This is a genomic window from Natronomonas salina (assembly GCF_013391105.1).
Taxonomy (GTDB): Archaea; Halobacteriota; Halobacteria; order Halobacteriales; family Haloarculaceae; genus Natronomonas; species Natronomonas salina.
Map to the genome: position 1 here is coordinate 875583 of NZ_CP058335.1, position 24863 is coordinate 900445.

General features: G+C 68.6%; 21 protein-coding genes. 11 read left to right on the forward strand and 10 right to left on the reverse strand.

Annotated elements, in window-relative coordinates; genetic code table 11:
- Window positions 1-18: 18 nt before the first annotated feature.
- Both HWV07_RS04930 and coxB (HWV07_RS04935) read right to left on the reverse strand, forming a co-directional pair.
- Window positions 19-2502 (reverse strand): cbb3-type cytochrome c oxidase subunit I, encoded by a 2484-nt coding sequence (locus HWV07_RS04930; protein WP_178333229.1) that lies wholly within the window; start codon window positions 2500-2502, stop codon window positions 19-21.
- A complete protein-coding gene (gene coxB / locus HWV07_RS04935) occupies window positions 2499-3386 on the reverse strand; it encodes a cytochrome c oxidase subunit II (RefSeq protein WP_246279834.1) in 888 nt (295 codons plus the stop codon). Before coxB (HWV07_RS04935) ends, HWV07_RS04930 begins: the two co-directional genes overlap by 4 nt.
- A gap of 199 nt (window positions 3387-3585) precedes the next feature.
- Between coxB (HWV07_RS04935) and HWV07_RS04940 the strand changes: the two genes are divergently transcribed.
- The gene (locus tag HWV07_RS04940) at window positions 3586-4032 is read left to right on the forward strand and encodes a hypothetical protein (RefSeq protein ID WP_178333230.1); all 447 of its coding nucleotides are present in this window, start codon (window positions 3586-3588) and stop codon (window positions 4030-4032) included.
- A 1-nt stretch (window position 4033) separates the two neighbouring features.
- Here HWV07_RS04940 and HWV07_RS04945 read toward each other — a convergent pair whose 3' ends face one another.
- Window positions 4034-4720: a DUF7546 family protein gene (locus tag HWV07_RS04945; RefSeq protein ID WP_178333231.1), complete on the reverse strand. Its 687-nt coding sequence runs from the start codon at window positions 4718-4720 to the stop codon at window positions 4034-4036.
- On the reverse strand, window positions 4720-6084 hold the full coding sequence (locus HWV07_RS04950) for a heme o synthase (RefSeq protein ID WP_178333232.1): 1365 nt from the start codon (window positions 6082-6084) through the stop codon (window positions 4720-4722). Before HWV07_RS04950 ends, HWV07_RS04945 begins: the two co-directional genes overlap by 1 nt.
- A gap of 97 nt (window positions 6085-6181) precedes the next feature.
- On the opposite strand from HWV07_RS04950, the gene coxB (HWV07_RS04955) reads away from it, so the two are divergent.
- The 10 genes from coxB (HWV07_RS04955) to HWV07_RS05000 all read left to right on the forward strand — a co-directional run bounded on the left by coxB (HWV07_RS04955) (window position 6182) and on the right by HWV07_RS05000 (window position 15386).
- Window positions 6182-7132 carry a cytochrome c oxidase subunit II gene (gene coxB, locus HWV07_RS04955; RefSeq protein ID WP_211694230.1) on the forward strand — a complete coding sequence of 317 codons (951 nt, stop codon included), beginning with the start codon at window positions 6182-6184 and terminating at the stop codon, window positions 7130-7132.
- Between the two features lie 106 nt (window positions 7133-7238).
- Window positions 7239-8111, forward strand: a complete 873-nt coding sequence (locus tag HWV07_RS04960; RefSeq protein ID WP_178333233.1) for a cytochrome c oxidase subunit 3 — start codon at window positions 7239-7241, stop codon at window positions 8109-8111.
- A gap of 124 nt (window positions 8112-8235) precedes the next feature.
- Window positions 8236-9603, forward strand: coding sequence for a hypothetical protein (locus HWV07_RS04965; RefSeq protein WP_246279835.1), 1368 nt, complete (start codon window positions 8236-8238; stop codon window positions 9601-9603).
- Entirely contained in the window at window positions 9600-9899 is a 300-nt protein-coding gene (locus HWV07_RS04970; RefSeq protein ID WP_178333234.1) for a C2H2-type zinc finger protein, read from the forward strand. Before HWV07_RS04965 ends, HWV07_RS04970 begins: the two co-directional genes overlap by 4 nt.
- 74 nt (window positions 9900-9973) lie before the next feature.
- Window positions 9974-10375, forward strand: coding sequence for a DUF7541 family protein (locus tag HWV07_RS04975; protein WP_178333235.1), 402 nt, complete (start codon window positions 9974-9976; stop codon window positions 10373-10375).
- Window positions 10376-10407: 32 nt separating this feature from the next.
- Complete coding sequence (locus tag HWV07_RS04980) at window positions 10408-10677, forward strand: DUF6684 family protein (protein WP_178333236.1); 270 nt, start codon at window positions 10408-10410, stop codon at window positions 10675-10677.
- A gap of 118 nt (window positions 10678-10795) precedes the next feature.
- Entirely contained in the window at window positions 10796-12583 is a 1788-nt protein-coding gene (ctaD, locus tag HWV07_RS04985) for a cytochrome c oxidase subunit I (RefSeq protein ID WP_178333237.1), read from the forward strand.
- A 262-nt stretch (window positions 12584-12845) separates the two neighbouring features.
- Window positions 12846-13115, forward strand: coding sequence for a DUF7520 family protein (locus HWV07_RS04990; protein WP_178333238.1), 270 nt, complete (start codon window positions 12846-12848; stop codon window positions 13113-13115).
- Between the two features lie 31 nt (window positions 13116-13146).
- Complete coding sequence (locus HWV07_RS04995; protein ID WP_178333239.1) at window positions 13147-13554, forward strand: universal stress protein; 408 nt, start codon at window positions 13147-13149, stop codon at window positions 13552-13554.
- Window positions 13555-13643: 89 nt separating this feature from the next.
- Complete coding sequence (locus HWV07_RS05000) at window positions 13644-15386, forward strand: flippase activity-associated protein Agl23 (protein WP_178333240.1); 1743 nt, start codon at window positions 13644-13646, stop codon at window positions 15384-15386.
- A gap of 18 nt (window positions 15387-15404) precedes the next feature.
- Here the strand turns inward: HWV07_RS05000 and HWV07_RS05005 are convergent, their stop codons facing one another.
- The 6 genes from HWV07_RS05005 to nuoL all read right to left on the reverse strand — a co-directional run bounded on the left by HWV07_RS05005 (window position 15405) and on the right by nuoL (window position 24863).
- Window positions 15405-17102: an acyl-CoA mutase large subunit family protein gene (locus tag HWV07_RS05005; RefSeq protein ID WP_178333241.1), complete on the reverse strand. Its 1698-nt coding sequence runs from the start codon at window positions 17100-17102 to the stop codon at window positions 15405-15407.
- Window positions 17103-17316: 214 nt separating this feature from the next.
- Entirely contained in the window at window positions 17317-18132 is an 816-nt protein-coding gene (locus HWV07_RS05010) for a CBS domain-containing ParB/RepB/Spo0J family partition protein (RefSeq protein WP_178333242.1), read from the reverse strand.
- Between the two features lie 118 nt (window positions 18133-18250).
- Window positions 18251-19711 (reverse strand): DHH family phosphoesterase, encoded by a 1461-nt coding sequence (locus HWV07_RS05015; protein WP_178333243.1) that lies wholly within the window; start codon window positions 19709-19711, stop codon window positions 18251-18253.
- Window positions 19712-19803: 92 nt separating this feature from the next.
- Window positions 19804-21300 carry an NADH-quinone oxidoreductase subunit N gene (locus HWV07_RS05020; protein WP_178333244.1) on the reverse strand — a complete coding sequence of 499 codons (1497 nt, stop codon included), beginning with the start codon at window positions 21298-21300 and terminating at the stop codon, window positions 19804-19806.
- Window positions 21300-22829 (reverse strand): complex I subunit 4 family protein, encoded by a 1530-nt coding sequence (locus tag HWV07_RS05025; protein WP_178333245.1) that lies wholly within the window; start codon window positions 22827-22829, stop codon window positions 21300-21302. Before HWV07_RS05025 ends, HWV07_RS05020 begins: the two co-directional genes overlap by 1 nt.
- On the reverse strand, window positions 22830-24863 hold the full coding sequence (nuoL, locus tag HWV07_RS05030) for an NADH-quinone oxidoreductase subunit L (protein WP_178333246.1): 2034 nt from the start codon (window positions 24861-24863) through the stop codon (window positions 22830-22832).

The following is a 24863-nucleotide window of genomic DNA, read 5'->3' on the forward strand; positions in this document are numbered from 1 at the left end:
GGGTCGGAGTCGGAAGCGTCAGAAGAGGTAGAACAGCGGGAAGAGGAACACCCACACGATGTCGACGAAGTGCCAGTAGAGGCCGAAGTACTCCACGGGCCGCTGGTCGGTCATGTAGTGGCCCCGCCAGGTGCGGACGAAGAGGAACCCGGCGACGAGGAGGCCGAGGATGACGTGGATGCCGTGCAGCCCGGTCGTCACGTAGTAGATGGTCGCCTGGATCGGCGGGCCGTGGGGGTTCTGGGTCAGCGTGATGCCGACGTCGTAGATCTCGTGGTGCCACTCCCAGCCCTTGATGCCGAGGAACGTGAATCCGAGCAGCATCGTCGCTCCGAGGCCGCCGAGCAGTCCCTTCCGGCTCTGCCGTCGCGCGGCCACGAGCGCCAGGATGACGGTGAACGACGAGGTCAGCAGGACGAACGTGTTGATGAGTCCGGGGAAGGAGTCCGGCAGCGGGTGCCAGCTCCGCCAGCCGGCGTTGGCGCGGATGAACACCGCCGCGGAGATGAACGCGCCGAAGACGATGACGTCGGAGGCCAGGAAGAACCACATCCCGAGCTTGTTCTTCTCGACGTGGTCGAAGGGCCACCGGCTGGCCACCTCGGCGGGCGGCGCGTAGAAGTCCTCCCGCCCCCACTCGATGCCGGAGTACAGCATCCCGACCGCGCCGAGGACCAGCAGCGTCGGGTAGATGGGGTTCGCCACAGAGACGCCCGTCCCCAGCAGCGTCTCGGCGGCGTCGACCGAGACCGCCGAACGGACGCCGGAGAGCCCCAGCAGCGCAAAGAACGTCGCCAGGCTGAGCGCGAACGGCCAGATGCTCGCGTGCGAGGGGTGCTTGTCGCCGAGGACGTAGTCGCTGGCCTCGTTCCCTTCGGCGGCGTGTCCCCCATCAGCGGCTGCGTGTGCGCCGTCGTCGGAGCCGTGTCCGTGGCGGTCGACGAACTCCAGGCGGCCGGAGGCGTAGGTGGGTCGGCCGTCCCAGTTCTCCAGCGGCGGCGGCGAGGAGACGGCCCACTCGGCGGTCCGGGTGTACGCCCAGGGGTTGTCGCCGGCGTCCTCGCCGGAGACGTAGCTCTTCGCGAAGTTGTAGAACATCAGCAGGAACGAGAACCCGAGCAGGAAGCCCCCGACGGTGCCGACCTGGTGGATGGCGACGTAGTCCTGGCTGTACCGGAAGACGCGCCGCGGGGTCTCCCAGGCCATGAACATCGAGAAGTACAGCATGTTGAACGAGACGAAGAAGATCGCGAAGTGGACCTTCCCGAGGAACTCGTCGTAGAGCTTCCCGGTCATCTTGGGGAACCAGTAGTAGGCCCCGCCGATGAGCGCGGTCGCGCCGCCGAACATGACGTAGTGGAAGTGCGCGACGACCCAGTAGGTGCCGCGGAACTCGTAGTCGAGGACGATGGCGCCGAGGAAGACGCCGGTGATGCCGCCGAGGATGAACAGCAGGAGTGCGCCGAAGGCGAAGAGGAACGGCGTCTCGAAGCGGATGCGACCCTTGATGAGCGTGTAGATCATCGCGAACACGAGCAGGTCGAACGGCAGCGAGATGCCGATGGTCGTCGCCATCATCAGCGTCTTCGTCTGGAGGTTGATCGTCGTCAGGAACATGTGGTGCATCCAGACGAGGAACGACTGGATGGCGATGAGGACGATGGCGATGATGACCCACTTCCGGCCGACGAGGCGGTTCCCCGAGAACGACTGGAACAACTCGAGCATGATGCCCAGTGCCGGGAAGAACACGATGTACACCTCCGGGTGGCCGAAGAACCAGAATAGGTGGCCCCACAGCAGCGACCCGCCCTCGACGGCCTGGAAGTAGAGGCTGCCCAGCACCCGGTCGGACCCGAGGATGAGCAGCGCGGCGAGGAACGCGGCGAAGGCGAACAGCATCATCCAGACGGTCGCGAGGATCGACCAGGTGAACATCGGCATGTCCATCAGGCCCATCCCCTCGGCGCGGGAGTGGTGGATGGTCGTCAGGAAGTTGATGGTCGAGGCGGTGACCGCCACGACGAACATCGCCAGCGCGAGCACCGCGCCGGTCCCGCCGACGCTCGGGGTGTAAGCCGGGACGTTCAGCGGCGCGTAGATCGTCCACCCGGTCGCCAGCGTCTCCCCTTGGAAGAAGGAGATGCCGAGCAGAACGCCGGAGAGGAGGTACATCCAGTAGGAGAGCGCGTTCAGCCGGGGGAACGCGAGGTCGTCGGCGCCGATCTGCAGCGGCACGAGGTAGTTCGCGAACCCGAAGGCGAACGGCGAGAGGAACCAGAACACCATGATCAGCCCGTGGGCGGTGACCGTCTCGTTGTAGGCCATCCCGGTAAGGACCTGCGCGCCGGGTTCGAGCAGCTGGAGGCGGAGCAGCAGCGCCAGCACGCCACCGAACAGCAGGAAGAACAGCGACGTCACCAGATAGAGGATGCCGACGTCCTTGTGGTTCGTCGTGACCAGCCAGCGGCGGACCGACGTCGACGGCGGCAGGTCGCTCATACCGCCGCCACCTCCGCGGGCCGGACGGCCGGCTGACGTCCGGTCGTATTGGACCCGTTGCTCTCACCGCCAGGCGTCGACCCAGTCTCGGTACCCTCGGGAGTCGACTCGCCGCCGCTCGCATTGGCCGTCGAGTTATCGGACGTCGAGTTCCCCGCCTCGGAGCCGTCGGACGTGGAGTTACCTGCCCCGGAGTCGTCCGAGGAGTTCTCCGAGGCCTGCGACTCGTACCACTCGTAGAACGCCTCGTTCTCCATGACGATCACCTCGCCGACCATGTCGGAGTGGCCCTGCCCGCAGAGCTCGTAGCAGTTGGCGGTGTAGTTGCCCGTCTCATCGGCGAGGAACCAGGTCTCCTGCTCCTGGCCGGGGATGGAGTCGGCCTTCACCCGTAGCTCGGGGATCCCGAAGTTGTGCCAGACGTCGTTCGACGTCACCGTCAACCGGATCACCTCCCCCTGCGGCACGCGGAGTTCGTCGTAGGTCTGGACGCCGTTGGGATAGACGAACTGCCAGCTGAACTGGACGCCGACGACCTGGACCTCGAGTTGCTCGGCCGAGTCACCCTCGACGTCGTGGGTCGGCCCCTCCTCGACGTACAGCAGCAGGAAGTATGAGTACGCGACGAGGCTGATGACGATGACGGCGCTGATGCCGAAGGAGACGAAGAGCTTCCGGCTCTTCGCCCCGGATTGCCCCGTCGGGAGTTCGCCGAGCACCGGCGGCTCGAAGCCGTCGTCGGCCTTCGCCGCGGTGTCGCGCCCCCTGTAGGCGTGGTACAGGGTGTACCCGACCACGACGACCCCCACGAGGGTGCCGATGACGAGGAACACCCAGAAGATCTCGCTGAACACCTCGGCCTGCGCCCGCCACTCCTCCGGCACCTGGTGCGATAATATGAGGGACCCCATCATGGTGAAGGATAGCTTGACAGTCATTGTCAGCCAAGCTCACTTAGCTCTTTGGTGGGATCCGGTCGCCCCGTCCGGGGTCCCGCCCGAGGGCACCGCCCCACCGGACCGAGATACGTCAAGACGTACCAAGGATATATGAGGGTCGGCGCGGATATGCGGCCAACGACTCATGAGCACGCACCTGATCGCCAGCACGGTCCTGATGGGGCTGGTCCTGGGGACGATCTACTTCGCCATCGCCCGCCTGGACAGACAGGAGCGACGGGAGACCGCTGCGGCGCTGCCGGCCACCCGGTCGGAGGCGACGGTTGGGCGGCTCTCGAAGACGGCCGACGACCCCGCCGAGCTCGGCGCCATCTTCGTCGTGCTCGTCCTGGCGGTCGGCGCGGTGACCCTGGCGTCCGTCGGCGGCGCTCCCGACCTGCTCCCGGGTGCGTTCGGCATCGTGGTGGTGCTGCTGGGGCTGCTGGTCACCGGATTCCTCTTCCTCGGGACCTACGTGGTCGTCCGCCAGCACGGCCTCGGGCCCGCCCACGGGGTCGCGGTCGGGCTGTTCGGCGTCGGCGGCGTCGGCATCCTCGTCGTCGCGGCGAACCTGGTCTTCGGATTCGTCTGAGTTACCGCCCGTCGCGCTGGAGCAATCCGAATCCCGGCCGGTAGGAGAGCAGGAGAACCGTCACGACGAAGACGACCGTCCCTGCGCCGTAGGTCAGCGACGACGCGGCCGCGGTGAGCGCGCCCGCCCCGCCGACGAAGCCGCCGAGCACCGACGCCACGACCGGGAGCGTACAGGAGACGCAGGAGAACAGACCCAGCAGCCCGCCCGCGACCGCGCTCTTCGCCTCGATGGCCGTCGCGTAGACGAGGTACGAGAGGACCGCGTAGCCGAACGCCATGTACGGGATGAACGCGAACTGGACGGTCTCGCCGCCGTAGAGGACCGCCGGGTTCCAGCCCGGGGGGAGGTCGGTGACCTGGACCGTGAGCCCGGTGGCGATACCCTGGGAGGGGCCGAACAGGCCGCCGACGAACCCCAGCAGAAGGTAGTAGCCGACGGCGACGACCGCGGCGACGCGCCTCGTCCGGGCGTCGGTCGGCGCCGGCGACGTTCGGAGCAGCGCCCACGCGCCAACGGTGATCCAGACGACCGGGTACGCCCAGAGGCTGGTCACCGGTCGGCCGGAGTAGATGGCGTAGGCCAGGACCAGGAGGACGAGCGTGTTCGCGACGACGGCGGTGTACAGCAGCGTCCGTCGGTCGCCGTCACCGAGCGCGTCGACGCGACGCGTCGCGCGGTCGAACATCAGAACGCCAGGGCGTCGACGACGACGGCGACGAGCAACAGGCCGAGGTAGGCGTTCGAGGCGTGGAACGCCCGGAACGCCGCCGACTCGGTCTGCTCGCGGTGCAGCCTGACGACCGTCCAGAGGAAGACCGCGCCGAGGGCGACCGTCGTGACCGCGTAGAGCCACCCGAGGTCGGTCAGCGCCGTCAGGGCGCTCGCGCCCAGCAGCGTCGCCCCGAGGTACAGCACGATGTGCTTCCGGGTCTCCGTTTCGCCGCGGACGACCGGCATCATCGGGAAGCCGCCGCGCTCGTAGTCGTCCCGGTAGGCGAGCGCGAGGTTGTAGAAGTGCGCCGGCGTCCACAGGAAGATCACCAGCGCCAGGACGGCGCCTGGCAGCCCGAACGTCCCGGTGACGGCCGCGTAGCCGATGAGCGCCGGGAGCGCGCCGGCCGCGCCGCCGATGACCGTGTTCTGGACGGTGTTGGGCTTCAGCACGAGCGTGTAGACGACGCTGTAGAAGACGATGGCGGCCAGCCCGAGCGCCGCCGTCAGGAGGTTGACGCTGAGGAACGCCGCCAGCGAGGCGACCGTCAGCAGGCCGCCGAAGGCCAGCGCGTTCCGGACCGGCACCCGGTGGGTCGCGACGGGGCGGTCGGCGGTCCGCTCCATCCGCTGGTCGATGTCGCGCTCGAGGACGTGGTTGTAGGTGCCCGAGGCGCCGATGGCGAGGACGCCGCCGCCGAGCGTGGCGACGACCGTCCGGATCGTCGGCGTCCCGGCCAGCGCCATGCCGGCCCCGGCGACGAGACAGAGCAGCCACATCAGCCGTGGCTTCATGAGCTGGAAGTACGCCCACGCGGTCGCCTTCGCGCGCTCGATACCGGCGAGGTCCGGCGATTGGGCCGGCCCGACGGGTTCGTCGGCGAGGTCGGGCTCCGGGACCGCCCCGGGGGCGTCGTCGCTGCCGGTCTCGGTCTCGAGGTGCCAGGCCAGCGCCAGGACGAGCGACCCGAAGATCGCCATCCCGACGAGGAGGTGGAGGCCGGCGAAGTCGACGCCGTTGGCGACCAGGGCGCCGAACCCGGCCTGGACCGGGTAGAGGACCAGCGCCACGGCGAGTGCGGCGCGGGCCCGGGATCCGAGGTCGCTCCAGCCGAAGACGGCCAGGGCGACGATCAGGAGGCCGACGAGCGCCGCGGCGGCGCGGTGGAGGAGGACGACGAGGACGGCGGGGTCGGCGATCGGACCGGCGCACGTCGGCCAGCCCGAGCAGGCCGCGGCGGCGTCGGCCAGCGCCGCGGTCGCGCCCACGACGACGAGCGCGTACACGGAGACGACCGCCGACGCGAGCAGGGTGGTGGTCGAGGGCTGGCGAACCATGGCGGAGGATTCGTCCACGGGCACTTAGACCTCCTGTTTCCGGTCCCGTCGGCTGGAAGTCAGCAACTATTTAGTTCGGTGCATCCAACCGCCGACAATGAGAGTCACGCGCCTCGCCACGGCGGCCCTCGGCGGGTTCCTCTTGCTCGCGCTGGCCGCGGACCCCGTGCTGGCACAGTCGCGCAACGCGAACCTGATCAACGACCTCAACACGACGCTGCTGTACGCCGCCGTCCCGATCACGATCCTCGTCGAGGGGATCCTCATCTACACCGTCCTGAAGTACCGGAACAACGACGAGCCCACGCCGACCCAGGAGAACCGACGCCTGGAGATCACGTGGACCGTCGCGACGGCCATCGTCCTCCTCTTCGTCGGCTTCGCCTCCTACCAGGTGCTGGCCGTCGAGGTCGTCGGCGACCCCGTCCCCGGCGAGGACCGCATCGAGCCGACGGTCTCGGAGGACTTCGAGGGCGCGGTCGGCCCGAAGGAGACCGAGGATAACGCGGTCGAACTCGAGGTGCAGGCGTTCACCTACGGCTGGGAGACCACCTACGAGGGGACCAACGTGACGACGAACAACCAGATACGGATACCGACCGACCGGCCCGTGTACCTCCACATCACCTCCCGGGACTGGCTGCACATGCTCCACCAGCCCGACCTCGGGCTGAAGCAGCAGGCCCAGCCTGGCCAGTACAACACCATCAAGACGGTCGCCTACGAGGAGGGGAGCCACCAGTTCTACTGCACGGAGTACTGCGGCGTCGGCCACTCGCAGATGAACGGCGAGTTCATCGTCATGAGCGGCGACGACTACGACCAGTGGCTCCAGGAACAACAGCAGGCCGAGCAGCAAGAGGGCGAGGGCGGCGGCTCCGGTGGCCAGCAGAACGGGACCAACGACCAGCAGAACTCGACCGGCGGAACGCAGAACCAGACCGGCGGAACGCAGAACGAGACGGCAGGCGGCTCCGGCGGCCAGCAGAACGGGACCGCAGGCCAGCAGAACGCGACCGGCGCACAGCAGAACGAGACCGAGGCGTAACGAGTTCGTCTTCTCCGAGTTTTCCAGCGCCGAGCGACGGCGCCGTTGGCGGCGGCCTCCGTCGACTTTGGGCAGGTTTTTACTGTTCCACTCAGAACGCTGGCGTATGAGCGTCGACCACGACGACGAACATCACGGTGGCCACGAACACCACCTCCCGGCGGTCGATGACTGGCCGCACGGGTTCGGCGAGGCCTCCTGGTGGCCGTTCATCGCGGCCATCGGTGCGGGTGGCATCTACCTGGGCGCGGCGCTGTTCATCATGGGACAGCCCGACTACGGGATCGTCGGTCCCTCGGTCGGACCGGCCGTCTTCGTAGTGAGCACACTCGGGTTCCTCACCGGCCTCTACGGCTGGCTGTACCACGCCTTCATCGTCAACTTCTGGGAGGGCGAGGCCGAGGACCACGGCTTCCCCCTGAAGTTCACGATGCTGCTGTTCCTGGTGACGGAGGTCGCGACCTTCGGCGCGGGCTTCGTCTACTACTTCTTCATCCGGGCGGGCGCCTGGGAGAACCTCCCCGAGCTCGTCACCTCGGGGAACGTCCTCGGGTCGCTCGTCATCGTGAACACCCTGATACTGATCGCCAGCTCCTTCACGATGCACTTCGCCCACCACGCGCTGCTGGAGGACAACCACTCGCGGTTCCGGACGCTCCTCGGCGTCACGCTCCTGCTCGGGCTGATCTTCCTCGGCGGGCAGGTCTACGAGTACTACGAGTTCATCCTCCACGAGGGCTTCACCCTCACCGAGGGCGCCTACGGGAGCGCCTTCTACGGGCTGACCGGCCTCCACGGCCTCCACGTCAGCCTCGGCGCCGTCATGCTGGCCATCCTCTTCGTCCGCGCGCTGTTCGGCCAGTACTCCTCCGAGAAGCACACCTCCGTCAGCACGGTCTCGATGTACTGGCACTTCGTCGACGTCGTCTGGATCTTCCTCGTCGTCGTGCTGTACGCGGGCGCCATCATCAACATCTGACAGCGCGCTTTCCCCGACGTTCTCGAAATCCGGATAGCACGGGCTGGGTCGAATCGCCGCTCCCGACTGCGGTCCCGTCCCGATTCCGCAAGCTACTCCACGTCCTGCTCCGTAGCGCCGACCCATGCAACTCAGGGGGCGCCGACTGGTGCTCGTCGCCGCGGGTCTCCTCGCGCTGGCGGGCACCGCGACGGCCCACGGCGGCGGGCTCTCGAGCGCCCCGGACCGCTCCTCGTCGATCCCGACGTGGCTGTTCCTCACGACCGGCGGCGGCGTCATCGGGGCCTCGTTCATCCTGGCGTCGTTCGTCACCGACCGGGCGTTCATCCGCCGGATCCACGGGTGGCGCCGCGGGGGCGAGGTGGTCGCCGCGGACGCGCTCGCGCTCGTCGGCCGGGTCGTCGGCGTCCTCGTGCTGCTGTTCGTGCTGGCCGTCGGCTTCCTCGGGCCGCGCGACCCGACGTACAACGCCGCCGTCCTGGTCGTCTGGGCCGGGTGGTGGTCCGGCTACGCGATGACGACCTACCTCGTCGGCAACACCTGGCCGGTGCTGAACCCGTGGCGGAGCGTCGCCCGCGCCCTCCCGTCGCTGGACCGCTCGTACCCCGAGCGCCTCGGCGCGTGGCCGAGCGTGGTCGGTCTCCTGGCGCTCATCTGGCTGGAGGTCGTCAGCCCGCTGGCCGACGACCCGCGGCTGCTCGCCTGGGTCGTCGTGGGGTACTCCGTCGTCACGCTCGCCGGCGCGGTCGCCTTCGGCGAGGCGACGTGGTTCGAGACCGTCGACCCGGTCTCCCGGGTGTTCCGCTACTTCGGCCGGGTGGCGCCGCTGTACGACGACGACGGCGTCCGCCTCCGCCTCCCGGGCGCCGGCCTCGACGAGGCGAAGTTCGTCACCACCCGTGCGGAGGTCGGGTTCGTCGTCGCCGTGCTGTGGGTGACCACCTTCGACGGACTGGTCGCGACGCCGCTGTGGCGGGGCTTCGCCGTCGACGTCGTCGAGTCGGGCGTGCCCGCCCACCTGCTGTACCCCCTCGCGGAGGTCGTCGGCTACCTCGTCTTCCTCGGGATCTACTGGGCTGCCGCCCGCTACAGCAAGCGCCACGCGCGCACGTACGTGCCCGTCGAGTCGCTGGCGTACCGCTTCGCGCCGCCGCTTTTGGCCATCGCCGCGGGCTACCACCTGGCGCACTTCCTCGGGTACTTCGTCGAACTGTCCCCGACGCTGGTCGGGACCGTGCTCGCGCCGCTGTCGCCGCCCGCGCCGGTGGCCGTCGTCCTGCCCGGCTGGTTCGGCGGCCTCGAACTCGCCTTCGTCATCCTGGGACACCTGCTGGCCATCTGGGTGGCACACGCCGCCGCCTACGAGGTCTTCCCGGGGAAGCTCCAGGCCGTCCGCAGCCAGTACGCAATCGTCCTCGCGATGGTCCTCTACACCATGTTCAGCCTCTGGATCGTCTCCCAACCGTACAGCGCACCCCCCTACGTCTCATGACCGGAGAGATCACATCACAGTCCGGCGACGGCCTCGAGCGGCAGACGCCGCCTGAGGACGCCCCGGCGGAGCCGGCCGTCTGCTCGTACTGCGGGGCCAGATTCGCCGACGACGAGCTGCTCGCCCTCCACCGGGGGCTCGAGCACGAATCGGAACTCACCGAGGCGGAACGCGAGGCGTACGTGGAGGCGGTGGCGTCGGAACGCGAGGACGTCAAGCTGTTCCGGCTGAAGGCGCTGGTCGCGCTGCTGGTGCTGTACTTCGGGTTCATCTTCGTCTACGCGTTCGTGCTGTAGCGGGCGGCTCCGGCCGTCGAACTCCGTCGACCGGGAACCGACGCCCCTTTGAGGAGCCGCGCCGTCGTTCCGGTATGGAAGGCGAACCGCAGCCGGGGCTCTCCGAGGAGTACACCAAGTCGAGCCCGTGGCACATCGTCGTCGTCATGGGGCTCGTCCTCAGCGAGGTCGGCATCCTGTTCAACCTCTACCCGCTGTCGGTCGGCGGCCTCGTACTGTTCGTCGGCGGCGTCTCCGGCATCGTCGACGAGGTGGGGTACGTCGACTCGCCGTGGCGACTGGCCGGGGGGCTGAGCGTCGCGCTCGTCGTCCTCGGGTTGCTCGTCGTCTCGACGCAGGTCGACGGCGGCCTCGCGGCGTTCCGCTCGCAGGTCGCCGCGAACAACGGCGTCTCCCAGCGCGGGTTCACCGTCGCCGCGACCGGCGCCATCATGGCGGTGGCCGCCCTCGTCGTCCCTCGCGTCCGGAATCAGTAACCTCTTAGTATCGGTCACCGAACCCACGACCAATGAGCGAACGACTGTTCGACCGCGAGACGCTTTTGGACATCTCGGTCAACGTCATCCCGCTGGGGATCATCCTGTTCTTCGTCGTCGTCTACACCGTCGTCGGAGACTACCCCAGCGCGCCGATCATCACCCTCGTCCAGATGTCGATCATGGGCCTGACCGCCATCGGCCTCCTCGTCCTGACGTACTACTCCGGGAAGGCCATCGCGGGCGCCGAGGCCGCAGAGGACCGCGAGGGCGAGGTCGGCCTCGAACCGGACGCCGAGTGACGCCCGCCGCTCCGGGGGTTCTACCCGTCCGTTAGCGGCCGCGACCGGCCCCCGGAAACACGTCTCGGGCGAGCGAATACGCAACCTTTCTTAACCCGTAGTCCGTCGACTCAGGTACATGGCTGCTGAACAGCTTGCGCTAACAGTTCTCATGGGGGCCATCCTCATCGCGGTCTTCGCTATGGTCGCCCGCATGGAGAACTGGCGCACGTACACTCCGCTCGTCGGTGGGGACGGCGCCGGCGCGACGGGGCACGGACACGGACACAAACCGTCGGGTATCGCCCGCTGGCTGACGACCGTCGATCACAAGGACATCGGCATCCTCTACGGGGTCTTCGCGACCCTCTCCTTCGCCTGGGGCGGCATCGCCGTACTGGTGATGCGGTTCGAGTTGCTCACCCCCGGGGAGATGCTCATTAACCCCAACACGTACAACGCACTGTTGACCACGCACGGCATCACGATGCTGTTCCTGTTCGGGACGCCGATCATCTCGGCCTTCGCGAACTACTTCATCCCGCTGCTCATCGGCGCCGACGACATGGCGTTCCCACGGATCAACGCCATCGCGTTCTGGCTGCTCCCGCCGTCGGCGCTGCTCATCTGGTCGGGCGTCATCGCGATGCCGCTGCCGATCGACATCGCCCCGGCGGAGACGGCCTGGACGATGTACACGCCGCTGTCGGCCGAACAGGCCAACGTCGGCATCGACCTGATGCTGCTCGGCCTCCACCTCAGCGGGATCTCCGCGACGATAGGCGCCATCAACTTCATCGCGACCATCTTCACCGAACGCGGCGACGACGTCAACTGGGCCAACCTCGACATCTTCAGCTGGACGATGCTCACGCAGTCGGGGCTCATCATCTTCGCGTTCCCGCTGCTCGGCAGCGCCCTCATCATGCTGCTGCTCGACCGCAACTTCGGGACGACGTTCTTCGCCGTGGAGGGCGGCGGCCCGCTGCTGTGGCAGCACCTCTTCTGGTTCTTCGGCCACCCCGAGGTCTACATCCTCGTGCTGCCGCCCATGGGTCTGGTCTCGTGGATCCTGCCGAAGTTCTCCGGCCGGAAGCTCTTCGGCTTCAAGTTCGTCGTCTACTCGACGCTCGCCATCGGCGTCCTCTCCTTCGGCGTCTGGGCCCACCACATGTTCGCCAGCGGGATGGACCCCCGCATCCGCGCGAGCTTCATGGCGACGTCCCTGGCCATCGCCATACCGTCGGCCGTCAAGACGTTCAACTGGATCACGACGATGTGGAACGGCCGGATCCGCCTGACCGCCCCGATGCTGTTCTGCATCGGCTTCATCTCGAACTTCGTCATCGGCGGCATCACGGGCGTCTTCCTGGCGTCCATCCCGGTCGACCGCCTGCTCCACGAGACGTACTACGTGGTCGGGCACTTCCACTACATCGTCATGGGGATGATCACCTTCGCCGGCTTCGGCGCCGCCTACTACTGGTTCCCCATCGTCACCGGCCGGATGTACCAGCGCACGCTCGCGAAGTGGCACTTCTGGCTGTCGATGATCGGCGTCAACATCACGTTCTTCGCGATGCTGATCGTCGGCTACCTGGAGATGCCGCGCCGCTACGCCACCTACGAGTTCGACCCCGCGCTGGCGCCGCTGGCCTCCGTCCAGCTGCTCCACCAGGCGATGACGGTCGGCGCCCTCCTCATCGGCATCGGGACGCTCATCTGGATCTGGAACATGGCCCAGTCGTGGATCGAGGGCCCGGAGGTCACCGACCCCGACCCCTGGAACACGAAGGAGTACGGCCTCCACGGCCGCGAGTTCTCCTGGTTCGAGGAGCAGCTCGCCGACCGCGACGACGACCTCGTGGCGGCCGACGGCGGCAGCGACGACGTCGCCACCGACGGCGGGACGGCCGAAGACGAGTAACCCGTTCCGTTCTCCCTGCGCGCGCTTCTCCGTTCTCCCGCGCCCCGAGCTACAGCGCCGTGACGACGAGGATGACGCCGGTGGTGGCCATCAGGAGTGCGACGCCGGCGAGGACGAGGAGGAAGTACTCCTTCTCCTCGAAGGTGCGGCTCTGGTTGGACATGGTCGGGGGTAGGTGCGACGGCGGCAAAAGGGTTTCAGAGTCGACCGCGGCGGCCGCGTTTCAAAAGGCTATTCGAGGGGGTGGCCGTATCGCCCGGACGTGACGGACGGAGACGACGCTGCCGGCTTCGGCGGACATCGCGTCATCATCACGCTGTACGTCATCGTCGTCGCCATCGCGGGAACGATGGGCGGCGTCATCGGCAGCATCGGGCTCCGCGACGCCGAGCCGGTGACGTTCCTGGGGCTGGTGACGTTCCAGCCGACGTCGTTCGGACTGGCGATGTTCGGCATGACGACAGTCGGGACGATGCTCGGCGTCATCCTGTTGCTCGTCGTGTACGTCTCGCGGCGCTACGCCGACGAGTAAGACACTTATCGGAGTGGTCCGACCACGGGGTATGTACCACGTGGCGCTGGGCGTCGCTCCCGAGGACGACCAGCTCCGGGACAAGGTGGAGGCGATCGCGGGCCTGCCGCAGGCCTCCGAGTCGGTCCGCGTGACCGTCGTGCACTTCCACGACGGCGAGACACCGATCGAGGAGGTCCCCGTCGTCGCGGAGGCCCTCGAGTTGCTCGACGGTGCCGGTCTCTCCCGCGAGGTCCACGACACCGATCGGCGGAACGCCTCCCGCGGGCTCGTCGAGACGGCCGAGGACCTGGACGTCGACCTGCTGTGCATCGGCGGCCGGCACCGCTCGCCGGCCGGGAAGCTCCAGCTGAAGACCGGCGCCCAGGAGGTCGTCCTCCGGGCGGCGGTGCCGGTGCTCGTCGCCGGCGACGTCGAGAGCCGAGAGCCGCGGACGTGACGCCACCGGGGCGAGTTCGCACCAGCGTCTCTCGAACCGCGCTTTCAGATATCGGAAGATACACTCCGACCACGGGCGAGTGATGCCGTATGCGTCTCGACCGAGCCCGACTCGACGATCGCACGCTCCTGGTCGTCGTCGCCGTCGCGGTGGTGGGGCTCCTCGCCCGCCTCGTCTTCCTCGGCGCCCGCATCTCGCACTTCGACGAGGCGCGGGTCGCCTTCTGGGTGCTCCGCTACGCCGAGACCGGCGAGATCCACTACCGCTACGGCATCCACGGCCCCTGGGTCCGCTACGTCGCCCGGTGGACGTACGCGCTGTTCGGCGCGACCGACTTCGCCGCCCGCCTCCCGGTGGCGATCGTCGGCGGAGTGCTGCCGCTCGTCGCGCTGTGGTTCCGCCACCGGCTGTCCGACAGCGAGGTCGTCGCCCTCGCCGTCCTTCTGGCGGCGAACCCGCTGTTGCTCTACTACTCGCGGTTCATGCGGTCGACGCTGCTCGTCGCCGCGTTCTGTTTCGCCGCGTTCGCCGCGTTCCTCCGCGCCTACGACGGGTTCGGGGCCTGGTACCTCTACGTCGGCGTCGTCCTGCTGGGCTTCGGCCTCGCCGCCAAGGAGAACGCCGTCGTCTACGTCCTCTGCTGGCTGGGCGCGGCGGCGCTGCTCGTCGACACGGCCCTCTTCCGCCCCCGCAACTTCGGCAGCGGCCGCGAGCGAGCGGTCGCGCTAGCCGGTCGAGTCCGGGACCGCTATCGGGAGCACCCGCGACGGGCCCGCCGCCGCGCCGGGTGGTACGTCGGCCACCTCCTCGGCGCCGCGGGCGTGTTCGCCCTGGTCGTGTTCTTCTTCTACGCGCCGCGCGGCGGCGAGGCGGGGCTGTGGTCCGGCAACCTCGGCCTGACCGTCGACCGGACGATCGAGGACCTCCGGACGGGCTTCGAGTACTGGTTCGGCCACGGCGAGGAGAAGTCAATCGCCGAGTACCGCGACACCCTGGATCGGTTCGTCTCGACGACGCTGGGCTACGCCGGCCCGCTGTTCGTTCTGTCCATCGCGGGGTTCCTCCTCGACCGGTGGGGGCGCCTCCGGCAACGCGGACTCGTCGCCTTCTGTTCGTACTGGGGCTTCGCCAGCGTCGTCGGCTACCCCCTCGGCACGGACATCTGGGGCGCCTGGATCATCGTCAACGCGCTCGTCCCGCTGGCGGTGCCCGCCGCCGTCGCCCTCGCGGCGCTCTTCGAGGTGGGCCGCGACGCCTACGCGGACGACGACCGGATCAGCGCCGGCATCGTGGCCGCCCTGCTGGTCCTCGTCGCCGGCCAGGTCGCCGTCGTCGGCGCCACCGGCGTCTACGCCTCGCCGACCAGCCCCGACAACGAGATGGTGCAGTTCGCCCAGCCCCAACAGGAGATGCGGCCGGCCGTCGACGCGACCGTCGCCGCCGCCGATGCGAACGCCGAGGGCCCCGACGCGCTGTTCTACGGCGGCGAGGCGTTCGTGGACATGCAGGAGAACCAGATACACACCCCCTCCTGCATCGACTGGTTCAACACGCTCCCCTGGGGGTGGTATATCGAGGCCAACGACGTCTCGGTGACCTGCGCGCAACCCGCCGGCGGTCTGCCGGAATCGCCGCCGCCGGTCGTCGTCGCCGAGGCCGAGTGCACCCTCGAGCGACCCGTCGACTGCCGGGAGCAAACCGAGGCGCTCAGTGCGGTCGACAACCTCGACGCGCGGCTGGGCGACTCCTACGAGCGGTACGGCTTCCTCCACCGGACGACCGGCGGGAACGACTTCCACGGGATGGTCGTCTTCGTCGAGGAGGAGCGCTGAGGCGGGTCCCGGCGGGCTTCAGGCCAGCCCGACGGTCTCCTGGTAGGCGCCGTAGTGGTCCTCGAAGACGGCCATGATCTCGCCCATCGTGGCGTAGACCTTCACGGCGTCGACGATCGGCGGCATCACGTTCTCGTCGTTCTCGATGGCCTCGTCGATGGCCTCGAGGGCCCCCTCGACGGCCGCGTCGTCGCGCTCGGCCTTGACCGCCTCGAGGCGGTCGAGCTGCCGTCGCTCGGTCTCCTCGTCGACCTTCAGGACGTCGGGGGAGGGGTCCTCCTCGATGCTGTACTCGTTGACGCCGACGACGACCTCCTCGCCGGCGTCGACGCGCTTCTGGTACTCGTAGGAGGCGTCCTGGATCTCGCGGTGGAAGTACCCCTGCGTGATGCCGTCCAGCACCCCGTCGCGGACGGAGCCGTCGCCGATCTCCCGTATCTCCTCGATGTAGGCCATGATCTCCGCTTCGGCCTCGTTGGTGAGCTTCTCGATGGCGAAGCTACCGCCCATCGGGTCGACGATGTCGGCGGCGCCGGACTCCTCGGCGATGATCTGCTGGGTTCGCAAGGCGACCCGGACGGCTTCCTCGCTGGGCAGCGCCCAGGCCTCGTCGTAGCTGTTCGTGTGGAGGCTCTGGGTGCCGCCCATCACCGCCGCCAGGGCCTGGATGGTCGTCCGGACGACGTTGTTCAGCGGCTGCTGGGCGGTCAGCGACTGCCCCGCCGTCTGGGTGTGGAACTTCAGCCGCTTCGACTCGGGCTTCTCGGCGTCGTACCACTCCTCCATCACGCGGGCGTAGACGCGCCGGGACGCGCGGAACTTCGCGATCTCCTCGAAGATGGAGTTGTGCGAGTTGAAGAAGAAGGAGAGCAGCGGCGCGAACTCGTCGACGTCCATGCCACGGTCGAGACAGTCCTCGACGTACGCGAACCCGTCGGCCAGCGTGAACGCCGCTTCCTGGATAGCGGTGGAGCCGGCCTCGCGGATGTGGTACCCCGAGACGGAGACGGGGTGGAACTTCGGCGTCTCCTCGACGGCGAACTCGATGGTGTCCGTGACGACGTCGAGGGAGGGCTCCGGCGGGATGACCCACTCCTTCTGGGCGATGAACTCCTTGAGCATGTCGTTCTGGAGGGTCCCGCGGACCTCCTCGCGCGGAACGCCCTGCTGGTCGGCCAGGGCGACGTACATCGCGTAGATGACCGGCGCCGAGGGGTTGATGGTGAAACTCGTGGAGATCTCGCCGACGTCGATGCCGTCGAAGAGGATCTCCATGTCCCGCAGCGTGTCCACCGCGACGCCCTCCTTGCCGACCTCCCCCTCGCTCATCGGCGCGTCGGAGTCGATCCCCATCAGCGTCGGCATGTCGAAGGCCGTCGACAGCCCGGTCTGGCCCTCGTCGATGAGGTAGTGGAACCGCTCGTTGGTCTCCTCGGCGGTGCCGAAGCCGGCGAACTGCCGCATCGTCCACGTTCGCCCCCGGTACATCGTCGGGTACGGCCCGCGGGTATAGGGCTCCTCACCCGGGAATCCGAGATCCTCCTCGTAGTCCATGTCCTCGATGTCCTCGGGCGTGTACAGCCGGTCGACCTCGTGGTTCGAGACCGTCACGAACTCGTCTTTGCGTTCCCCCCGCTCGAGGAACGGCTCCAGGGTCTCCTGTTCCCAGCGTTCGCGTCCCTCCCGGATCGCCGAGAGGTCCTCCTCGTCGAACATGGTCACCCCTTGGGGAGGTGCGAGTATCAACCTTGGCGTGGGTGGGCGTGGACCAGGGACCCACTCGGACGCCGGGTGCCCCTCCCTTACGCGGTTCTCGCTCCCCAGTCGTCGATCGAGACGCGTGCTTCGGTCGGGTCTCGCCCCCGTTCCGAACCGCGCTACTCACGGACAGCGAAGTTGTCCGTTCGTTCGTGGGACCTTCGGTCCCACGCTACTCCCCTTCCTGGAGTCGCTTCGTCGTCTCGACGAGGGGGTGGTGTGCGTAGTCGACCTCCTCGATGTCGGCGATGGTCTCGAGGTCGCTCTTCCGGGCGGTCTCGGCCATCCCGAGTTCGACCCGTTCGTCGAGGACGATGACGTAGGCGTCCATCTCGTCGACGTCGAGGCGGTCGGCGGCCTTCACGCGGTGGTGGCCGTCGGCCAGGAGGAGCTCGCCGGCGTTGTCGATGACGACGAGCGGCTCGGCCAGCCCGTTCTCCAGTTCGTAAGCGCGGCCCTCCAGTTCGTCGGTGTACACCTTCGTCTGCGTCGGCGTCAGGTCCGCGAGTTTCACCTCGCGGCGCTCCTCGGTCGCGCCGACGCCGTGGATGCTCTCGAGGGTCTGCTGCAGTTTGCCGACCTTCTCGGGGGTCGCCCGCTCGATCTGGCTGCGGATGACGTCGGCGTTCGAGATGATGCCGACGAGGTTGCCCGCGTCGTCGACGACCGGCAGCCGCTGGATGCCCGACCGCAGGATGACGCGCGCGGCGTCGCTGAGCTTCATGTCCGGGTGGGCGACGATGATGTCCTTGGTCATCACCTTGAATATCGGGTCGCCCTCGTCGGCCAGCAGCAGATCGCGGGCGCTGATGAACCCGTCGACGCGGCGGCCGTCACAGACCGGGAAGCCGCTGTGGGCGTCGCTGTCGGCGACGCGCTCGGCGACGGAGCCGACGGTGTCGTCCGGCGACACCGTCTCGACGTCGCGGGTCATGTAGTCCTTCACCGTCGCGCGCCGCAGGTTGAGCGGATCGTCGTCGTCTCCCATGCGTTACCACCGCTCGAACGTCGTCATGTGTTCATCCCCCGCGGTCCGTTCCGAGCGAGCGCCTCCTCCGGGTCCTCGACCATTGTGATACGGGACGGGGCCGAGCGACAAAAAGGGTTCAGTCGAGCGCGCCGTCCGTCCCGAGGAAGTCGCCGTAGACCATCGCGGCGGCGCGGTCGAGTTCGATGCCGAGCGTCTCGAAGAACCGCTCGGTGACGATCTCCTCGATGACCGACTCCCGGTCGGCCTCGTCGGTCTCCTCGACGAGGATGCCGACCGGGATCTGGGCGCCGGCCATGTCCGCGTGCCCGCCCGCGCTGCCGATCTGGCCGAAGGCGTCCCTGAGGGCCTCCCCCAAATCGAGCTCCGTCCCCCGCGAGCGCGCGGATACGTAGACGACGTCGTCGGTGTAGCCGAACACGAGGGTCGTGTCGACCCCCTCCATCTCGAGGAGGCGGTCGGCCGCCTGCGCGAGCGCGTCGCGGTCCGAGATGGCGCCGACGCCTGTCGTCAGCACGTCGTCCTCGATGCGGCGGTTCCCGATGGCGCCGGCGACGATGTCGAGGGTCTCCGCGGTGACGCTGGGCGACTCGATGCGCTCTATGGCGCCGCTGTCGACGTGCTCGACGAGCCTCGCCGCCGCCTCGAAGTCCGGTCGCGAGACCTCGCGGCTGAACCCCTGGGTGTCGGTCAGGATGCCGTACAGCAGGCCGGTCGCGAGGTCGGCGGCCGGCTCGACGCCCAGCTGGTCGAGGTAGCCGGTGACGAGCGTGCTCGTCGCGCCGACGTCGCTCCGGAGGTCGACGAACCGCGCTTCCACCGGCGCCCGCGGCGGGTGGTGGTCGATGACGACGTCGATCGGCGTCTCTCGCGGCAGGCCGTCGTTGATGCCCGGCCGCGAGTGGTCGACGAGCGCGAACCCGGCGAACGACGAGAGGTCCTCGCCCGGCGACAGGTTCCGGAGGTCGTACTCCAGGAGGTTCACGAGCGCGCGGTTCTCCTGGTGGCTGATCTCGCCGTAGTAGCAGACCTCGGCCTCGGTGCCGGCGGCCTCGGCGACCCGCTGGAGGCCGACCGCCGAGGCGATGGCGTCCGGGTCGGGGTTGTCGTGGGCGACGACCGCCAGCGTCCCCTCGAGGTTCCGGAGGACGCTCTGGAGCTTCCGGGTGCGGATCCCCCTGTCGCCGGCCCGCTCGTCGAGGTACGCCGCCGACTCGCCCGCGACGTCGACAGTCCGGTCGGCGTACTCGGCGACCGCCGTGCGGTGGGCCTCGGTCGCGTCGTAGCCGAGGCACGCGAGGACGAACGCGCCGGGGTAGGTCTCCCGGGCGACGCGGGCGAGTTCCCGCGCCCGGTCGCTGCCGTCCGGCGCCACGACGACGCTGTCGGCGTCACCGGCGACGGCGCGGATCGCCGCCCCGTCGGTGACGTCGACGTCCCTGGCGTCGACGCCCTCCTCACGGAGCGACGCCACCCGGTGCTCGTCGTCGACGAGCACGAGGAGCGACCCCGGCCGCCCGGCCAGCCGCTCGACGAGCGACAGCCCGATCGTCCCACAGCCCAGCACCAGCCGGTCCATACACGCGGATGAGAGACGGACCGTCTAAAGCGTGCTGGGAGCGCGGCGGAAGTAGCGTCGCGGAGAAGGGAATCGGCGGGTTCGAGTGCCGCTTACAGCAGCGCGGCGGCGGCGTCGAAGGCCGCGTTGTCGAAGACGACGAGGCCCGGCAGCAGGACGACCGTCACGACGGCCGCCGCCAGCACCGCGGCGTACAGCGCCGTCGGGTAGCTCTCGATCTCGACGGCCCCCTCGGCGGGGTCCTCGATCCACATCGCCTTGACGACGCGGCTGTAGTAGAACAGGCTCAGCGCGCTGTTGACCGCGCCGACGAGCGCGAGCCACCAGACGCCGGCGCCGACCGCGCCCGCGAAGAGGTAGTACTTCGAGATGAAGCCGCCGCCGACCGGGAGGCCGGCCAGCGAGAACAGGAAGACGGTCATCGCGACGCAGGCCAGCGGCGCCTGCGTGGCGAGGCCGTTGTAGTCCTCGAAGGTGCGGCCGACGTCCCAGTACTCGGCCAGGGCGATGAACAGGAACGCGCCCGTGTTCATGAAGCCGTAGACGAGCAGGTGGAGCATGCCGGCGCCGAGCACCGTCGAACCGGCGTCGGCCGATCCCGCGCCGCCGAGGGCGGCCAGCCCGATGAGGACGTAGCCGGCGTGGCCGATTGAGGAGTACGCCAGCATGCGCTTGACGTTCTCCTGGGTCGCCGCCGCGAAGTTGCCGACCGTCATCGTGACGACGGCGAGCACCTGGAAGGCGAGCACCCAGTCGACGCTCGTGGCGACGTCCGCGATGGGGAAGGCGACCGTGAACACGCGGAAGGCCACGACGAACCCGGCGGCCTTCGAGGCCGACGACAGGAACGCCGCGACCGGCGCGGGCGCGCCCTCGTAGGCGTCCGGCGCCCAGAAGTGGAACGGCACCGAGGCGGTCTTGAACGCGACGCCGGCGAGCACCATCAGGATGCCGACGCCGAGGACGCCGGGGTAGGTGTTGGCCGCCTCGCCGGCCGCCGACGCGACGTCGGGCAGCAGCAGGCTGCCCGTCGCGGCGTACACCAGCGAGATGCCGTAGACGAGGATGCTCGAGGACAGCGCCCCGATGAGGAAGTACTTCAGGCCCGCCTCGACGGAGCCGCGGTTCTGCTTGAGGTACGCGACCAGCGCGTACGAGGGCAGCGACGACAGCTCCAGGGCGATGAACACGACGGCCAGGCTGTTGGCGGAGGCCATCAGCGCCATCCCGGTCGCCGCCAGCAGCGCCAGCAGGTAGTACTCGGACTTGTGGGGCAGCCCCTTCAGGTAGTCCGCGGAGGCGACGGCGACCAGCGCCGTCACGCTGCCGAAGATGAACGTGAACAGCAGGCTCATGCCGTCGACGACCAGCTGGCCGTCGAACAGCTCGACGCCGCCCTCGGCGACGCCGGCGAGCAGCAGGACGCCGGACAGCGCCATCGCGACGACCGAGCCGGCGGTCGCGATGGCCGACAGCACGGTACCGCTCGCGTCCTCCGGACTGATCGAGTCGACCACGAACAGCAGCAGCGCCGCGACGACGAACGCGCCGGTCGGCGCCAGCAGCAGCCAGTTACTCGCGCTCACCATCAGAGGTCACCTCCGAAGTCGACGACGTCGATTGTAGCCTCTTCGATCATCCCGAAGAAGATGTCGGGGGCGGTTCCCAGCGCGACGATGAGCAGCACCAGCGTCACGATGGGGACGATGTCGTGGACGGGCGCCCGCCCGAGTTCGTAGTCGGTCTCGAGGCGGTACGGGCCGAACAGCGAGCGCTGCATCGCCCACAGCAGGTAGCCGGCGACGATGACGATGCCGAACATCGCGATCGCCGTGAACACCGGCGCGGCGGTCAGCACCGTCGACTGGAAGGCGCCGATGAAGATGAACAGCTCCGCGGCGAAGCCGGCCATCAGCGGCAGCCCCATGTAGGCGAAGGCGCCGGCGACGAAGACGCCCGCGGTGACGGGCATCCGGTCGGCCAGCCCCGCCATGTCGCCGACCATCCGGGTGTGCGTCGCGTTGTAGAAGACGCCCACCGTCATGAACAGCAGCCCCGAGATGAGGCCGTGGGCGACCATCTGGAACGTCGCGCCGCCGACGCCGTAGACGGTGTAGGCGACGAGGCCGAGGATGACGTAGCCCATCGACGACACCGAGGAGTACGCGACGATGCGCTTGAGGTCCTGCTGGGCCAGCGCGAGCAGCGCGCCGTAGATGACCGACAGGACCGCGATGGCCGCGATGGGGACCGCGAGCGTCGCCGCGACCTCCGGCAGCATCGTGAAGTTGAACCGCAGCAGCGCGTAGGTCCCCATCTTCAGGAGGACGCCCGCGAGCATCACCGACGCCGGCGTCGGCGCCTCGACGTGGGCGTCCGGCAGCCACGTGTGGAACGGGACGATGGGCACCTTCACCGCGAAGCCGATGAACATCGCGAGGAACGCCAGCAGCGCCAGCATGTCGGGACCGACGATTCCGAGGCCGCCGAGCTGGCCGGCGCGCAGCGCCTGCGCGATCTCCGGCAGGCCCGTCGACGTGACGGCGTCGCCGAGCCCGAACACCAGCGCGAAGAAGCCGACGAACATCAGCAGCGACGCGATGTTCGTGTAGACGAAGAACTTGATCGCGGCGTACTTCCGGCGCGGGCCGCCCCAGACGCCGATGAGGAAGTACATCGGGACGAGGACGGCCTCCCAGAAGACGAACCACAGCAGGAAGTCCAGCGCCGCGAAGACGCCGATCAGGGCGGCCTCCATGAACAGCATGAGGCCGTAGAACTGGCTCTGGCGGGTGTCGACGGGCGTCCACGCGCTGAGGATGGCCAGCGACGTCAGCACCGTCGAGAGGACGACCAGCGGCAGCGAGATGCCGTCCAGCCCCATGTGGTAGTTCACCGAGTAGACGCCGAGGGTGAGCCACTCGGCGAACGTCTCGAAGGCGATGTCTCCGCCGAGCAGAGCGTTGCCGCTGCCGTCGAAGACCGCGTACATGTACAGCGAGACGACGACGGGCAGCAGCGAGACCGCGAAGGCGGCCTTGTGGGCGAAGCGGTTCGGCACCAGCCAGACGGCCAGCGCGCCGACGAGACAGATGGCGATGAGGGCCTCGACTAACATCTAGAACCACCCCCCGAGCAGCGCGAAGCCGACGAGCAGCGCCAGCAGGCTCAGCGCGATCGCGGCGGCGTAGTTCGTGACTGTGCCGGTCTGGATGCGACGCAGGCGGTCGCCGGAGAACAGGCTCACGCTGGAGACCGCGTTGACCCCACCGTCGATGACGCCCTGGTCGAACGTGTCGGCTGCGCGGGAGACGCGGACGGTGAGCCCCTCGGCGAGCCAGACCTGGTACTCGTCCTGGTAGTAGTTGTGCATGAGAAGCGTGTGTAGACCGCCAAGTTTCTCCGTGTGCCGGGCCGGAGCGGCACCGCGGTAGAGCGCGAACGCGGCGAGCGCGCCGGCGACCGCCAGCCCGAGGCTGAGCCCGGCGCTGACCAGCAGGGTGACGGTCTCGCCGCCACCGACGTAGCCGCTCGAGTAGCCGGCGAACTCGCCGGTGAGGTCGCCGTAGTGGTGGGCGCTCGTCAGCAGCTCCTCGGCGCCCTCGCTGTCGAGGAAGTCGTGCAGGAACTCGGTGTGGACGCCGGTGAGCTTCTGGATCGGCACCGGGTTGATGAAGCCGGCGACGACCGCGAGGACCCCGAGGACGCTCAGCGGGAACTTGACGTTCCAGCGGACGGCGTGGGGGTTCTCGGCGGTGTCGGTCCGTGGGTCGCCGTGGAACGTGAGCAGGACCATCCGGATGGTGTAGAACCCGGTGACGAAGACGGCGAGCAGGCCCATCGCCCACGCACCGAGCAGCAGCGGGCTCCCGCCCAGGCCGTGGACGAGCGACTCGTAGAGCACCTCGTCCTTCGACCAGAAGCCGGCGAACGGGAAGATGCCGGCGAGCGCGAGCGAGCCGGCGAGGAACGTGAGGTACGTCACGCGCATCTCGTCCTTCAACCCGCCCATGTTCCACATGTCCTCGTCGTGGTGCATCGCGATGATGACCGAGCCGGCACCGAGGAACAGCAGCGCCTTGAAGATGGCGTGGGTGGTGAGGTGGAAGAACGCGGCGACGTAGCCGCCCGACCCGAGCGCGAGCATCATGTAGCCGTACTGGCTGATCGTCGAGTACGCCAGCACCTGCTTGATCTCGTTCTTCACGATGCCCATCGTCGCGGCGAACAGCGCGGTGAAGCCGCCGACGAAGGCGATGATCGCCAGTACCGTCGGCAGCAGCGCGTAGAAGCCGTACATCCGCGCGACGAGGAAGACGCCGGCGGCGACCATCGTCGCGGCGTGGATGAGCGCGGAGACGGGGGTCGGACCCTCCATGGCGTCCGGCAGCCACGTGTGGAACGGGAACTGCGCGGACTTGCCCATCACCCCGCCCAGCACTAGCAGCCCGAGGACCGAGAACCACGTCTGGGCGTCGAGGCCGAAGAAGGACTCACCGCCGCCAAGGGCCTCCTCGGCGAGCGCCGGGAAGCCCTCCGGCCCCGCGAACTGCGCGGTGCCGAAGGTCACGAGGACGCCGACGACGCCGATGAGGAAGAAGTAGTCACCGAACCGGGTGACCAGGAACGCCTTCTTCGCGGCCGACGGCGGCGCGTCCTCGCGGAACCAGAAGCCGATGAGGAGGAACGAGCACAGCCCCACCAGCTCGAAGAACATGAACGCCATCAGGAGGTTGTCCGAGAAGACGAAGGCGAGCATGCTCGCGGTGAACAGCCCGAGGCCGGCGTAGTAGCGGGGCAGCCCCGTCTCGCCCTCGTCGTTCATGTAGCCCAGCGAGAAGATGTGGACGAGGAACGCGATGAGCGAGACGATGACCAGCATCGCGGCCGACAGCGGGTCGATCAGCAGGCCGAACGTCAGGTCGAACGCCTCGCTGGCGTCCACGAACGTGTACAGCGTCTCGTTGTACGTCTCCCCGGTCAGGACGACGGTGCCGAGGACGACCAAGGAGAGCCCCAGCGACATCGCCGTCGCGATGATCCCCGAGAGGGCCCCCCGCTTCGGCAGCCACTTGCCCGCGAGCAGTGCGACCAGGAACGACGCGAACGGCAGCGCGGCGATCGCCGGCGCGTATGCGAATACTCCTGCCAT